This window comes from Paraburkholderia dipogonis, from assembly GCF_046027395.1.
GTDB classification, from domain to species: domain Bacteria; phylum Pseudomonadota; class Gammaproteobacteria; order Burkholderiales; family Burkholderiaceae; genus Paraburkholderia; species Paraburkholderia dipogonis_A.
In genome coordinates this window covers 15,016-28,981 of sequence record NZ_JAQQEG010000013.1, presented here as the reverse complement: position 1 = coordinate 28,981, position 13,966 = coordinate 15,016, and the positions used below count along the sequence as shown (strand labels likewise).

Below are 13,966 nucleotides of genomic sequence, written 5' to 3'. Positions count from 1 at the left end.
ACCACCCAACGGTGCCGTTTTTGCATCCGCTCAAGGCAAGCCCGCGACTGTCATCCAGTCGCCAAGGCGAACCGGCGGCGGATAACCCTTACCGGTCTTTTACATCAGTACCCGCAGTGCCGTTGAGATTGGCGTACCGCATCACCGCCCACCGGCTGATGAAGAACGCGAATCCAGTCGCACGGGCTAAGGAGCATTAAATGGATATTTTCATCCAGCAGGTCCTCAACGGGCTGGTGCTTGGCAGCGTTTACGCCATCATCGCACTGGGCTATACGATGGTTTACGGCATCTTGGGCATCATCAACTTCGCTCACGGCGATGTGTTGATGGTGGGCGCGATGGTTGCGCTCTCAGCCATAGGCGTGCTTCAGAACCACTTCCCCGGCCTCGGCAATGTGCCGACGCTCATCATCGCGCTGATCATTGCGGCCATTGTGTGCGCGGCGGTCGGCTACACGATCGAGCGCGTGGCCTACCGGCCGTTGCGTAAAGCGCCGCGTCTCGCGCCGCTGATCACCGCCATCGGCGTGTCGATCCTGCTGCAGACGCTGGCCATGATGATCTGGTCGCGCAACCCGCTGCCGTTCCCGCAGCTGTTGCCCACCGACCCGCTCAACGTGATCAAGGCCACCGACACGACGCCTGGCGCCGTGATTTCGATGACCGAAATCGTGATCATCGTGGTGGCGTTCCTCGTGATGGGCGGCTTGTTGTTGCTGGTGCACAAGACCAAGCTCGGCCGCGCCATGCGGGCAATCGCCGAGAACCCGGGCAATGCTTCGCTGATGGGCGTGAACCCGAACTTCGTGATCTCGGCCACCTTCATGATCGGCTCGGCGCTCGCCGCTCTGGCCGGCGTGATGATCGCGTCGGAATACGGCAACGCACACTTCTATATGGGCTTCATTCCCGGCCTGAAGGCCTTTACCGCGGCGGTGCTGGGCGGGATCGGCAATCTCGGCGGGGCGATGGTCGGCGGCGTGATTCTCGGCCTGATCGAACAGCTGGGCGCCGGCTATATCGGCAACCTCACCGGCGGTGTGTTCGGTAGTAACTATCAGGACGTGTTCGCCTTCATCGTGCTGATCATCGTGCTGGTGTTCCGTCCGTCGGGCCTGCTCGGCGAACGCGTTGCGGATCGCGCCTGATCCCTGGGAGAAAGCAAACATGACCTCAATTCAACCGATCGAGCCGTCCACGACGCTCATCCCTGAAAAGAACCTGACGAAGACGCTTACCGTCGGCATCATCACCGCGATCTTCGTGATCGCCGCGCCGATGATCATCGGCACGGCCGGCGGCAACTACTGGGTCCGCGTGCTCGACTTCGCGATGCTGTACGTGATGCTCGCGCTCGGCCTCAATGTGGTGGTCGGCTTCGCCGGCCTGCTGGATTTGGGCTACATCGCGTTCTACGCGGTCGGCGCCTACACGGCCGCGTTGCTGAGCTCGCCGCACCTCGCGTCGCAGTTCGAGTGGATCGCGCATCTCGCGCCGAATGGCCTGCACGTGCCGTTCCTGATCATCGTGCCCTGCGCGATGGGCGTCGCCGCGTTCTTCGGCGTGATTCTCGGCGCACCGACGCTGCGTCTGCGGGGCGACTACCTCGCCATCGTGACGTTGGGCTTCGGGGAAATCGTGCGGATCTTCCTGAACAACCTTGACCGCCCGGTGAACATCACGAACGGCCCGAAGGGGATCACGGCGATCGACCCGGTGCACGTCGGCGACTTCAGCCTCGCGCAGACGCATTCGCTGTTCGGCTTCCAGTTCCCGTCGGTGTACTCGTACTACTACCTGTTCGTGCTGGCCGCGCTGCTGGTGATCTGGGTGTGTACGCGCTTGCAGCACTCGCGTATCGGCCGTGCATGGGCCGCGATCCGCGAAGACGAAATCGCCGCCAAGGCGATGGGCATCAACACCCGTAACGTGAAGCTGTTGGCGTTCGCGATGGGCGCGTCGTTCGGCGGCCTGTCGGGCGCGATGTTCGGCTCGTTCCAGGGCTTCGTGTCGCCGGAATCGTTCACGCTGCCGGAGTCGATCGTGGTGCTGGCGTGCGTGGTGCTGGGCGGTATGGGCCATATCCCGGGCGTGATTCTCGGCGCGGTGCTGCTCGCGGTGCTGCCGGAATTCCTGCGCTCGACGATGGGTCCGCTGCAGAACATGATCTTCGGCCATGAAATCGTCGACACGGAAGTGATCCGTCAGCTGGTCTATGCACTCGCGATGGTGCTGATCATGCTGTACCGCTCCGAAGGCTTGTGGCCGTCGCCGAAGCACGAAGACAAGATCGCGAAACTGTCGAAGCGTAGCGGCAAGAAGCCGGTACGGGCCTAAAGCACCGAGGGAGAAAAAGATGAGCGATAACATTCGACTGTCGGTGAAGGGCGTCAACAAACGCTTCGGCGGTTTGCAGGCGCTGTCCGATGTCGGGCTTGAGATCAAGTCCGGCCAGATTTACGGATTGATCGGCCCGAACGGCGCCGGCAAGACGACCTTCTTCAACGTGATCACAGGCCTGTACACGCCGGATTCGGGCGAGTTCAAGCTCGACGGTACGCCGTACACGCCGACCGCCGTCTATCAGGTGGCGAAGGCGGGGATCGCGCGCACGTTCCAGAATATTCGTCTTTTTGGCGGCATGACCGCGCTGGAGAACGTGATGGTCGGGCGCCACGTTCGTACGAAGCACGGCCTGATCGGCGCGGTATTCCAGACGCCGGCCGAGCGCAAGGAAGAGCGTGAGATCAAGGAACGCGCGATCGAACTGCTGGAGTACGTCGGCATTGCGCAGTACGCGGACTACACGTCGCGCAACCTGTCGTACGGCCACCAGCGCCGTCTGGAAATCGCCCGCGCACTGGCAACGGATCCGAAGCTGCTCGCGCTCGACGAACCGGCCGCCGGCATGAACGCGACGGAAAAGGTCGAGCTGACCAAGCTGCTCGACAAAATTCGCAGCGACGGCAAGACGATCCTGCTGATCGAACACGACGTGAAACTCGTGATGGGTCTGTGCAACCAGATGACGGTGCTCGACTACGGCAAGGTGATTGCGCAAGGTCTGCCTCACGACGTGCAGAAGGATCCGAAGGTGATCGAAGCTTATCTGGGTGCGGGGGTCCACTAATGGCAACGGCAATGTTGAAAATCAAGGGCCTGCAGGTCAATTACGGCGGCATCCAGGCAGTCAAGGGGATCGACCTCGAGGTCGCACAGGGCGAACTGGTCACGCTGATCGGCGCGAACGGCGCGGGCAAGACCACGACGATGAAGGCGATCACGGGTCTGAAGCCGTACACGATCGGCGACATCGAGTACATGGGTGAGTCGATCAAGGGCGTGCCGCCGCATCTGCTGCTCAAGCGCGGTCTGGCGATGGTGCCGGAAGGCCGCGGCATCTTCGCGCGCATGTCGATCGTCGAGAACATGCAGATGGGCGCCTATCTGCGTACGGATACGGACGGCATCAAGGCAGACGTCGATCGTATGTTCGGCTTCTTCCCGCGTCTGAAGGAGCGCGCGACGCAATACGCGGGCACGCTCTCGGGCGGCGAACAGCAGATGCTGGCGATGGCGCGCGCGATCATCTCGCGTCCCAAGCTGTTGCTGCTGGACGAGCCGTCGATGGGTCTGTCGCCGATCATGGTCGAGAAGATCTTCGAAGTGGTGCGGGCGATTTCGGCTGAAGGCATGACCGTGCTGCTGGTCGAGCAGAACGCGCGTCTGGCGTTGCAGGCGGCGAATCGCGGCTACGTGATGGACTCGGGCCTCGTGACGATGTCGGGTGACGCGAAGCAGATGCTGGATGATCCGAAGGTGCGGGCGGCTTATTTGGGTGAATAAGCCCGAATAGTTTGCTCTGCCTATGAATAAAGGCCGCATGCGTGAACCACGCATGCGGCCTTTTCTATTCGACGTGCCGCTTTAAACAGCGGGCACAGGATCGGCCAACTCACCCAGACGCTTGCCGAGACTGACCACCGCATCGGCGCGATAACCGAGCGCCTCGTAAAACGCGCGGACGTCGGCCTTCGCGGACAACACCTGCAGATTCAGCTTCGGACAGCCACGCTCCGTCAGCGCGTTTTCGACATGCGCGACGAGGCGCGTGCCGATCCCATGACGACGCAGCGACTCATCCACCGCGAGCGAATACAGCCAGCCGCGGTGGCCGTCGTAGCCGCCCATCACCGTGCCGACGATCCGCTCGCCGAGCACCGCGACAAAGAACAGTTCCGGTTGCGTCGCCAGCTTGTTGGCGATCGACAGATGCGGGTTGCGCTGCGGCCTCGTGACGTCCCGATACTCTGGGAAGGCCTCCTGCCACAGTGCGACCACGGCATCGGTGTCGCCCGCTTCGAAGCGGCGGATCGATAGCGTTGCGCTCGTCGTCATACGCGCGGTCCCGTTCGATTACAGCGAGTCGAGAATCGAACGCAGCATCGTCATCATCTGGTCGATTTCTTCGTTCGTCACGTTCAGCGCTGGCATGAAGCGCAGCAGATTCGGGCGCGCCGCGTTCAGCAGCAGGCCGTCGGGCTGCATGTCGCGCGCCTTTTCCACGATCTGGTTGCCGATGTCCTTGCCGAGCAGCAGCGCGCGCAGCAGCCCTTCACCGCGCTCGCCCAGGAAGCCGCGTTCCTCCGACAACTCCAGCAGCTTCGAGCGCAGATACTCGCCGCGCGCCCGCACGCCTTCGAGGAAACCCGGCGCCGTGAGTTGCGAGATCACCGAGTAGCCGACCGCGGTCATCAGCGGATTGCCGTTATAGGTGCCGCCCTGATCGCCCGCTTCGAACACCGCGATATCCGCTTTCGCGAGCAGCGCCGCGAGCGGCACGCCGCCACCGATGCCTTTGCCGAGCGTCATGATGTCCGGCTCGATGCCCGACAGTTCATACGCGAACAGCGTGCCGGCACGGCCGCATCCGCTTTGAACTTCGTCGACGATCAGCAGCAGGTTGTGCTTTTTGGTCAGCTCGCGCAGTTGCTGCATGAACTCGCGCGTGGCGGGTATTACGCCGCCTTCGCCCTGAATCGGTTCGAGCATGACCGCAACGGTCTTCGCGGTGATGAGCTTCTCCACCGACGCGATGTCGTTCAGATCCGCCTTCGGGAAGCCCGGCACTTGTGGTGCGTAGATCGTGTCCCAGCCCGGCTTGCCGCTCGCCGACATGGTGGCGAGCGTGCGGCCGTGGAAGCTGTGATCGAACGTGATGATCTCGAACGCGCCGTCCTTGAACTTCTTGCCCCACTTGCGCGCGAGCTTGATCGCGCCTTCGTTGGCTTCGGCGCCGCTGTTCGCGAAGAACACCTTGTCGAAGCAGCTATGTTGCGTGAGCAGGCCGGCGAGTTGCGCCATCGGCTGGTTGTAGAAGGCCGGCGACGGATTGATCAGCAATTGCGCCTGCTTGTTCAGCGCTTCGATCATGCCGTCGTTGCAATGGCCGAGACTGTTGACCGCCCAGCCCTGGATGAAGTCCAGATATCGCTTGCCGTTATTGTCGTAGAGCCACGAGCCTTTGCCGTGCGTGAAAACGATTTCGGGCCGGTTCGTGATGTACATCAGCGACTCGATCGGATATTCATTGAAATTCATGACGGCAGGCTCCAGACAGCGGGGGTGAAGGGTGGATGAAGATTGGCCAACTACAAAACCAGGGGCCGGAAAAACAGAAAAGCCACGGCATGCCGTGGCTTTCATGATTCGAACAGCTTGCGCCTTTGTATGGCGCGAATCCGTGACGAAGCCAGCGGCGTCCCTAGGGGAGCGGCGAGCGGCGACGTCGAAGTTCGGATTGGATGCGGTTCATGCGCGAAAGAATACGACAAGGAAAGCGCTGGTGTAAACCATGAATTTGCGTTGGAGGGATATTTTTTGTCCGTCCCGCGAGTTCATGTTGCTTGCCGATTATGAGATGTCCGGCTGACTAAAATACGACGGCAGTCCTCTAGACCGCCTGTCCGACGGGCAGGACGGCCCGCAACGAACACCATGAACAGTCGCCGGAAATGCAAATGGGCGCTCAGTTGAGCGCCCATTCTGAATCAGGAAGCCGGGGGTCCGCCCACCCGAAGGTAGCTGCCGACGCTGATCCCGACTTATCGCTGACAATTCTAAAAGCCGAGGAGGCGGACGTCAATGGACCATCTGACAGACCAGGAAATTTCAGCAGTCGCAACGCTGCTTTCCGGAGAACGCCTGGGTACTTTTCACGCGCTGGCGGGCACGACTCGCGCGGCCGTTGCGCTTCATCAACAGATGCTGCAACTCGCCGGGGCGTTGATGAGTGTGACGGCGGTCGTGGAAATCGCACTGCGCAATGCGGTGTGTGACAGGCTGAGCGATCACTTTGGCGTAGACGGCTGGTTGCGTCGTCCGCCAGCGCCTTTTGCCTGGAAAATTGAGGAACGAGGCAAGATCGAAGCGGCGGTTCGTGGTGCACAACGTGCAGCGTATGCAAAGCTGAAACCTGCCGACAAACGCGCACTCGATCAAGCCGCGTTCCGTCGCGGCGTGCCGCCGGCACTGGACCATGAGTATCGGGTCGATGCGCGGCAAAAAGCGATCGCTGTTCGAAGTGGTCAAGTGATTACCCAACTCACGATGTACTTCTGGAAGCGCCTTTTTTCCCGCGATTACGAACAGACGCTATGGAAACCAGCGCTAAAGCCAATTTTCCCGGAACAAGCGGATCGACCGGTCCGCGGTTGCCATTCGACTGGAGCGGATCTATCAGACCCGCAATCGCGTCGCACATCATGAACCGGTGTATGGCCACAGGCTGTTCGACACCCTGGACGCCGTGGATTTTCTGGCTTCGAATCTGGGCACGGCTGGCGGCGATGGCCGCACCGCATTGCATAAAATGCTGCAATCCGAGCATGCCGCGCTTGAGAATCAGGCACACGTGCTTCAGCTCGGAATCGAGACATGCGCCGGTGCGAACCGTCAATGCGCGAAGCGCGGCCATTTGCATAGCCGCGCTTCCAGAAATGCGCATAGCGAACATCGACGCACCCACGCCGATGCCTCTCCCATCAAACCGCGTTCGCCAGATCCGCTGCGCTCGTAAACGAATCCGCGTAGAACTCGTCTTCCGGCAAACCATGGTGCTGCGTGAAATCGCGCTGCGCCGACTCGACCATCACCGGCGCGCCGCACGCATACACCTGGTACGCCGACAGATCCGGCAAGTCCTCAATCACCGCGCGATGCACGAAGCCGACGCGGCCCGTCCATGCGTCGCTCGCGTCCGGCTCCGACAGCACCGGCACGAACTTGAAGTTCGGAATCTCGCGCGCCCATTGCTCGGCCAACTCGAGCAGATACAGATCCTTCTTGCGACGCGCGCCCCAGTAGAGCGTCATCGGCCGGTCCAGGTTCTTGAACACCGCGTGCTCGACAATCGCCTTCAGCGGCGCGAAGCCCGTACCCGAGGCGAGCAGCACGATCGGCTTGTCCGAGTCTTCGCGCAGGAAGAACGTGCCGAGCGGCGCTTCGAAGCGCAGGATGTCGCGCTCCTTCATGGTGTTGAACACGTGATCGGTGAAGGCGCCGCCGGGCATGTGACGGATGTGCAATTCGATCGGCCCTTCCGCGTGCGGCGCATTCGCCATCGAATAGCTGCGGCGCTTGCCATCTTTCAGAATGAATTCGAGGTACTGGCCGGCGAGATATTGCAGACGCTCGTTGGCGGGCAATTGCAGCTTCAGCACGACGACGTCGTCGGCCTTGCGCTCGATCGCGTTCACGCGGCACGGCAGTTTCTTGACCTGCACGTCGCCGACACCGGCCACTTCGCGGATGTCCACTTCGAGATCGGTGCAGGCGGTCGCGCAGCAGAAGAGCGCCATGCCGCGCGTCTTTTCGTCGTTCGACAAAGCCGACGACGAATGCGGACGCTGCTCGATTTCCCCGCTGACCACCGTGCCCTTGCACGAACCGCAAGCGCCATTCTTGCAGCCGTACGGCAGGCCGATGCCCTGGCGCAAGGCGGCGCTCAGTACCGGTTCGTCCTGTTCTACCTGAAACTGCCGGCCGCTTTGCCGGAGCGTGACGTTAAATGCCATAAAGTGTTCGAAATCGAAAAGTCGGTAATCGTTATCGGACCCGCGTTATCGGACCCGCCGTGTCAACTGCGCGGCACCTGCCGCGCGTGACGGCTACAATGCGTCCACCATGAAAGCGACACGAAACTTCCGCCGGCCGCGCGTGTTAATCGTAGGTTGCGGCGATGTCGGCATGCGCTGCGTGCCTTTGCTGCGGCCGCGCGCGCATGTCTTCGCGTTGACCAGCCACGCCGGGCGCTGCGCCGAATTGCGCGCTGCGGGCGTCACGCCGCTGGTCGGCGATCTGGATGTGCGCCGCAGCCTGAAACGGCTCGCGGGCCTCGCGCCGACGGTGCTGCATCTCGCCCCGCCGCAGAAGACCGGCGACGACGACCGCCGTACTCGCGCCTTGCTCGCTACGCTGGGCGCGCGCCGCGATTCAGCGCGAGCCGCCGTGGCGCCTACGGTTCCGCCGATAGGGCGGTTGCGCCACCTTCGTGCCTCGTGGGCGGAATCTGGAACAGCCGATATTGTACCCGACGGGGTGCGCCGGACCGCCGGTTCGCGCGCACCCGTACGCCTCGTGTACGCGAGCACGACGGGCGTCTACGGCGACTGTGGCGGTGCGTGGATCGACGAGACGCGCGTGACGCAAGCAACCAATGCGCGCGCCAAGCGCCGTGTCTCGGCCGAACGGCAATTGCGGCGTGCGACCGCGCGCGGCAGCGTCGCGGCGAGCATCGCGCGGATTCCGGGCATCTATGCGGGCAACCGCCTGCCGCTCGCGCGGCTCGAAAAGCGCACGCCGGCCTTGATCGATGCCGACGACGTCTACACCAACCACATTCACGCCGACGATCTGGCCGCGATCCTGGTGCGCCTCGCCACGCACGGGCGGCCGGGGCGCGTGATTCACGCGTCCGACGACTCGTCGCTGAAAATGGGTCAGTACTTCGACGAGGTCGCCGATGCTTTCGGCCTCGCGCGTGCGCCACGCATTACGCGCGCCGAAGCGGAGTCGCAGATCGACGCGACCTTGCTGTCTTTCATGCGTGAATCGAGGCGGCTCGTGAACCGGCGCCTCAAAGAGGAATTGCGCATGCGCTTGCGGTATCCAAGCGTCGAAGATTTTCTGCGTGAAGGCGTGAAGGCGTGAAGGGCCGCCCACTCGCGGCCCGCTACACGACCAAAGCAGCACCATCAAACCGCTTCGCTTCGACCTTCTCGCGCGGTCAAAAACCCGGTCAAAAGCGCGGCAAAAGGCCGTCTCTCCAGGCCCCGCCCGGAAAATCCCACCCGCGCCGCGCTCCACTGCATCAGCGCGGCGCGGCCTCGCCAGGCCTACGTCAGCGCGGGCAGTGCTTCCAGCAACAGGAAACACAGCATCGCGCCGATCAATGCGCCGATCAGGTTCGGATGATATTTGTGCCGCAGCCGCATCATGACCAGCAACCCGCCGATCAGGACTAGTCCGACGCACACAAAAGCAATCATCACCGCCGAAATCTGGAAACTGTCGTGGATGACCATGGCGCCCCTCCTTGAACCCTTTGTAGTCTTTGTTTAAACGAGTATAGGGCGAGGTGTAAGGAAGATCATGCTGCGACGCAGCGTTCGAGCAGGCGCTGCGCGCGCTATGTGTGCAGCCGCGCATGCGTTTTCCTGCTGCATCAAGAGCTTAAAGGGGCACTACCGGTTTACCCGCACCGTAGAGATCCGAGGCTGGTTTCGTCGAGCCATTGCCACGCGCCTGGCGCAAGCGTTTCGGGCAAAGCAAGTCCGCCGATCCGCTCGCGATGCAGCGCCTCGCAACGGTTGCCGGCTGCGGCGATCATCCGCTTGACCTGGTGATACTTGCCTTCCATCACGGTGAGCGCGAGCGTGTGATCGCCGCGCGCCTCTGCTCCGACTGCTGCAATCGGTTTGGGCTCGCCGTGCAGCAGCACGCCGTCGCGCAGTGCGCTCAATTGCGCGTCGTCGATCGGATGACGCGTGGTCGCCACATAGACCTTCGGCACCTTGCGTTTCGGCGACGTGAACAGATGCACGAATTTGCCGTCGTCGGAGAGCAGCAGCAGGCCGGTCGTGTCCTGATCGAGGCGTCCCACGCATTGCACGCCGCGCTCGGCGAACTGCGGCGGCAACAGGCTGAACACGCTCAGATGATGCTGCGGATCGCGCGAACACTCATAGCCCGCCGGCTTGTTCAGGAGCAGATAAGCGTGCTCGCGATACGGCCAGACGACGCCGTCCACGCTGAAGGAGAAGGTGGTGTCGCTGGTGGGGAAATCGGCGTCGGCATCGGTGCAGACAGCGCCGCCGATGCTCACGCGCGCGTCGGCGATCAGCGCGCGGCATTGACGGCGCGAGCCGAAACCTTGAGTGAAGAGAATGCTTTCGAGATCCATGGCGAGCGAAGAATAACACCGCAAGAAGCGGAGCGCCCCGTGGCGCGAGTCGGACCACGATGAACTCCTTCATATCCCCGTCGCAGGAGCTCATTGATGCGCGCTACATCCTCAACATCGACCGCGCCCCGACTGCCGCCCGCCTTTCAGCGGCTCGCGTGGTCGAACCTCGTCGCGCAATCCGCCGAGCAGATCAGCCTTGCCGCCGCGCCGCTCGTCGCGGTGTTCGCACTCGGCGCCGACGCACGCGACACCGGTCTGCTGCAAACCGCGCAGACGCTGCCGTTCCTGTTGCTGTCGATACCGCTCGGCGTCTGGGCCGACCGTCGCTCGCGCCGCACGTTGATGACACTCGCCGAAAGCGTGCGCGTGATCGCCATGCTGTGCGTGCTGCTGCTCGTCATGACTCATGCGCTGAGCTTGCCACTGCTCGCCGCGCTCGGCTTCATCGCCGCGACCGGTACGGTGGCTTACAACGTCGCGGCGCCCTCGCTGGTGCCCACGCTCGTGCCGCGCGAAGCGTACGCCAGCGCGAACGGCCGGCTGGAACTTGCGCGCAGCGTGGCGTATTCCGCGGGGCCGGCGCTCGGCGGGCTGCTGGTCGGCTGGATCGGCGCGGGGTGGGCGTATGGCTGCGCGGCCGCGCTGTCGGCGTTGGCTGTCGCGTTGCTGGCGGGCTTGCGCGAACCGCCGCGCACTGCAGTGCCGCAACGTCACTTCATGCTGGAGCTGCGCGACGGGACGCGTTTCGTGCTGCGCGACGCGTTGCTGCGCCCGATGCTCGCGACCGCAGTGTTTTTCAACCTCGGCTTCTTCGTGCTGCAGGCGGTGTATGTGCCGTACGCGGTGCATCGGCTGGGTTTGAGCGCGTCGGCAGTCGGCGTGACGCTTGGCGCTTACGGTGTCGGTATGGTATGCGGCGCGCTCTCCGCGCCCGCCATCGCGCGACGCCTCGCATTCGGCCGCGTGCTGATCATCGGGCCGTCGTGCGGACTGCTCGCGTCGCTTGTGATGGTGGCGACACTCGTTGCGCCGTCGTTCTGGCTGGCAATGCTGAGCTTCTTCCTGCTTGGCGCCGGACCGATTCTGTGGGTGGTCGGCTCGACCACGCTGCGCCAGGCCATCACGCCCCAACGGATGATGGGACGCGTCTCCGCGCTCAACAGCACCGCCACCTACGGCGCGCGGCCGCTCGGCGCATTGCTCGGCGCGGCGATCAGCGCGCGGTGGGGCATGGACGCGTGTCTGGTCGCGGCGGCGGCCGCCTTCCTCGTGCAGGCGCTGATCATCGTCATGTCGCCGGCGGCGCGGCTTGCTGGCATTCCGGAGCAAAGCGCAGCGGCTTGCTGAAAACAGATTTTCACGAAGCCGCGCCCGTGAGCGATTGAGATGCGTCGTCTAAACGCGGTTCGTCAGTGAAAACCCTCGAAAATGAAAATGAATTTTTTTCTGCGAGATTTCCGTGTAAATATACTTTCATTCATTTTCATTACGCCCAAGCACCGCGTCCTCGCTCGCATGATTCATCAACCGTCCGTTGCTTCCGATTCCGCCGAGCAGGCCATCGCCGCGCGTATCGCCGCGGCCATGCCAACCCTCACGCCGATTCATCGGCGCATGGGCGACTACGTGCTGGCCAATCTGTTTCGCGCGGCGACCATGCGTATCGACGAACTGGCCAGCGTGGTCGGCGCGTCGGTGGCGACGGCGAATCGCTTTGCCCGCGCGCTCGGTTTCGACGGCTATCCGCAGTTTCGTGAGGCGCTGGTGCGCGGCTTCGAGGCGACACTCGCACCGGTCGAGCGCTTGCGCAGTGCGCAGGAGTCGTTCGCAGCCGGCGACGACGTGGTCGACGCCTCACTCGAACAGGCCGCCAACAATCTGCACGCTACCCGCACGGCGATCGACAGCGCCGCGGCCGAAGCCGCCGTCGAAGCGATCATCGCCGCACGCCGCGTGTTCGTGCTCGGCTTCGGCGCCAGCGCGTTTCTCGCGGGTCTGATGGAACACGGCCTGATGCCGTATCACGACAACGTGCAGTCGCTCGCGCTGATGGGCGGACCGTCGCATGCCGCGCGGCGTCTGTTTGCTTCCAATGAGGGCGATCTCGTCATCGGCATCGCTTTCCCGCGTTACGTCGAAGACACGATCGAACTCGCGCATCGCGCGGCAGGCCGTGGCGCCCGCGTGCTCGCGCTCACCGACAGTCCGCGTTCGCCGCTCGCGCAGTTCGCCGACATCTCGCTCTACATCCGCGCGGACCGGCGGCTCGCGGCGAATGCCGATTCGGCGGTGCTCGCCGTGATCGAAGCGCTGTGCGACGCGGTGGCGTATCGGGCCAAACGCTCGGTAAAGGCCGCCGCCGAAGTCAGCGAATTCCTGCTGCCGTGGCTCGTCGACCCGCAAGCCGAGGCTGCCGGCACGAGCGCGCGGCCCGCGCGCGGCGCGACGCGAACCACCCGAACTTCCCGCACTCCTCGCACTACGAAAACCAAACGATGAACTCCAACGCAGTCATTGCCATTCATGGCGGGGCAGGGACGATCCTGCGCTCGTCGATGTCGGCTAGCGCCGAAGCCGAATACCATGCCGCCTTGCACGCGGTGCTGAGCGCCGGCCAGCGCGTGCTCGCCGAGGGCGGCAGCGCGCTCGATGCCGTCAGCGAAGCCGTGCGCCTGCTCGAAGACTGTCCGCTCTTCAACGCGGGCCGCGGCGCGGTCTACACGGCGGCCGGCACGCACGAACTCGACGCGGCGATCATGGACGGCAGCACGCTCGACGCCGGCGCGATCTGCTGCGTGAAGCGCGTGCGCAATCCGATTCTGGCGGCGCGCCGCGTGCTCGAACGCAGCGAGCATGTGCTGTTCACTGGCGAAGGCGCGGAAGCGTTCGCGGCCGCGCAAGGACTCGAATTCGCCGAGCCGGAGTATTTCCATACCGAAGCGCGCCATCGTCAATGGCTGATCGCGCGTGGGCAACAGCGCGCCATGCTCGATCACGACGGCGCCACGCTCGCTGCCGCGCCTTCGTCGAACGATGACGATCCCACGCCGCATGAACCGATCGATCCGAACCGCAAGTTTGGCACCGTCGGCGCGGTCGCGCTCGATCAGCACGGCCATGTGGCGGCAGCGACATCGACGGGCGGCGTCACCAACAAGCAGGCCGGCCGGGTCGGCGATACGCCGCTGATCGGCGCGGGCTGCTATGCGGATGACGCGACCTGCGCGGTCTCGACCACCGGCTCGGGCGAAATGTTCATGCGCATGGTTGCGGCCTACGACGTCGCCGCGCAAATGGCCTACCGCAACGTGTCGTTGCAGGAAGCGGCCGACGACGTGGTGATGAACCGCCTGCCGAAGATCGACGGACGCGGTGGCCTGATTGCCGTCGATGCGCGCGGCAACGTCACGCTGCCGTTCAATACCGAAGGCATGTATCGCGGTTTTGCGCGGCTCGGCGAAACGCCGGTGACGGCGATTTACCGCTAGTCAGTCTGGC

Annotated in this window: 14 protein-coding genes; 9 read left to right on the top strand and 5 right to left on the bottom strand. The window is 63.6% G+C overall.

The window, feature by feature from the left end; genetic code table 11:
• Positions 1–200 precede the first annotated feature (200 nt).
• The 4 genes from PQR32_RS14885 to PQR32_RS14870 are packed head-to-tail and all read left to right on the top strand — an operon-like array spanning position 201 to position 3,849.
• Positions 201–1,151: a branched-chain amino acid ABC transporter permease gene (locus tag PQR32_RS14885; RefSeq protein WP_012434109.1), complete on the top strand. Its 951-nt coding sequence runs from the start codon at positions 201–203 to the stop codon at positions 1,149–1,151.
• A 19-nt stretch (positions 1,152–1,170) separates the two neighbouring features.
• A complete protein-coding gene (locus PQR32_RS14880; RefSeq protein ID WP_408227848.1) occupies positions 1,171–2,340 on the top strand; it encodes an ABC transporter permease subunit in 1,170 nt (389 codons plus the stop codon).
• A 19-nt stretch (positions 2,341–2,359) separates the two neighbouring features.
• Positions 2,360–3,133: an ABC transporter ATP-binding protein gene (locus tag PQR32_RS14875; RefSeq protein WP_408227845.1), complete on the top strand. Its 774-nt coding sequence runs from the start codon at positions 2,360–2,362 to the stop codon at positions 3,131–3,133.
• Positions 3,133–3,849, top strand: coding sequence for an ABC transporter ATP-binding protein (locus tag PQR32_RS14870; RefSeq protein ID WP_408227842.1), 717 nt, complete (start codon positions 3,133–3,135; stop codon positions 3,847–3,849). The genes PQR32_RS14875 and PQR32_RS14870 overlap by 1 nt, the downstream gene beginning before the upstream one ends.
• Before the next feature lie 81 nt (positions 3,850–3,930).
• On the opposite strand, the gene PQR32_RS14865 is transcribed toward PQR32_RS14870, so the two are convergent.
• Entirely contained in the window at positions 3,931–4,401 is a 471-nt protein-coding gene (locus PQR32_RS14865) for a GNAT family acetyltransferase (RefSeq protein ID WP_408227839.1), read from the bottom strand.
• Positions 4,402–4,419: 18 nt separating this feature from the next.
• Positions 4,420–5,604 (bottom strand): acetylornithine transaminase, encoded by a 1,185-nt coding sequence (locus PQR32_RS14860; RefSeq protein ID WP_408227836.1) that lies wholly within the window; start codon positions 5,602–5,604, stop codon positions 4,420–4,422.
• 543 nt (positions 5,605–6,147) lie between these two features.
• On the opposite strand from PQR32_RS14860, the gene PQR32_RS14855 reads away from it, so the two are divergent.
• Complete coding sequence (locus tag PQR32_RS14855; protein ID WP_408227833.1) at positions 6,148–6,771, top strand: hypothetical protein; 624 nt, start codon at positions 6,148–6,150, stop codon at positions 6,769–6,771.
• 275 nt (positions 6,772–7,046) lie between these two features.
• On the opposite strand, the gene PQR32_RS14850 is transcribed toward PQR32_RS14855, so the two are convergent.
• Complete coding sequence (locus PQR32_RS14850; protein WP_408227830.1) at positions 7,047–8,078, bottom strand: CDP-6-deoxy-delta-3,4-glucoseen reductase; 1,032 nt, start codon at positions 8,076–8,078, stop codon at positions 7,047–7,049.
• A 109-nt stretch (positions 8,079–8,187) separates the two neighbouring features.
• Here PQR32_RS14850 and PQR32_RS14845 point away from each other — a divergent pair, with 109 nt between their 5' ends.
• Positions 8,188–9,213: a Rossmann-fold NAD(P)-binding domain-containing protein gene (locus PQR32_RS14845; RefSeq protein WP_408227827.1), complete on the top strand. Its 1,026-nt coding sequence runs from the start codon at positions 8,188–8,190 to the stop codon at positions 9,211–9,213.
• A gap of 185 nt (positions 9,214–9,398) precedes the next feature.
• Here the strand turns inward: PQR32_RS14845 and PQR32_RS14840 are convergent, their stop codons facing one another.
• Positions 9,399–9,587: a hypothetical protein gene (locus tag PQR32_RS14840; RefSeq protein WP_408227824.1), complete on the bottom strand. Its 189-nt coding sequence runs from the start codon at positions 9,585–9,587 to the stop codon at positions 9,399–9,401.
• 167 nt (positions 9,588–9,754) lie between these two features.
• Complete coding sequence (locus PQR32_RS14835; protein ID WP_408227821.1) at positions 9,755–10,465, bottom strand: pseudouridine synthase; 711 nt, start codon at positions 10,463–10,465, stop codon at positions 9,755–9,757.
• A gap of 96 nt (positions 10,466–10,561) precedes the next feature.
• Between PQR32_RS14835 and PQR32_RS14830 the strand changes: the two genes are divergently transcribed.
• The 3 genes from PQR32_RS14830 to PQR32_RS14820 all read left to right on the top strand — a co-directional run bounded on the left by PQR32_RS14830 (position 10,562) and on the right by PQR32_RS14820 (position 13,956).
• Positions 10,562–11,815: an MFS transporter gene (locus PQR32_RS14830; protein ID WP_408227818.1), complete on the top strand. Its 1,254-nt coding sequence runs from the start codon at positions 10,562–10,564 to the stop codon at positions 11,813–11,815.
• A 168-nt stretch (positions 11,816–11,983) separates the two neighbouring features.
• Positions 11,984–12,967, top strand: coding sequence for a MurR/RpiR family transcriptional regulator (locus PQR32_RS14825; RefSeq protein WP_408227815.1), 984 nt, complete (start codon positions 11,984–11,986; stop codon positions 12,965–12,967).
• Positions 12,964–13,956, top strand: coding sequence for an isoaspartyl peptidase/L-asparaginase family protein (locus PQR32_RS14820; protein ID WP_408227813.1), 993 nt, complete (start codon positions 12,964–12,966; stop codon positions 13,954–13,956). Before PQR32_RS14825 ends, PQR32_RS14820 begins: the two co-directional genes overlap by 4 nt.
• Positions 13,957–13,966 lie beyond the last annotated feature (10 nt).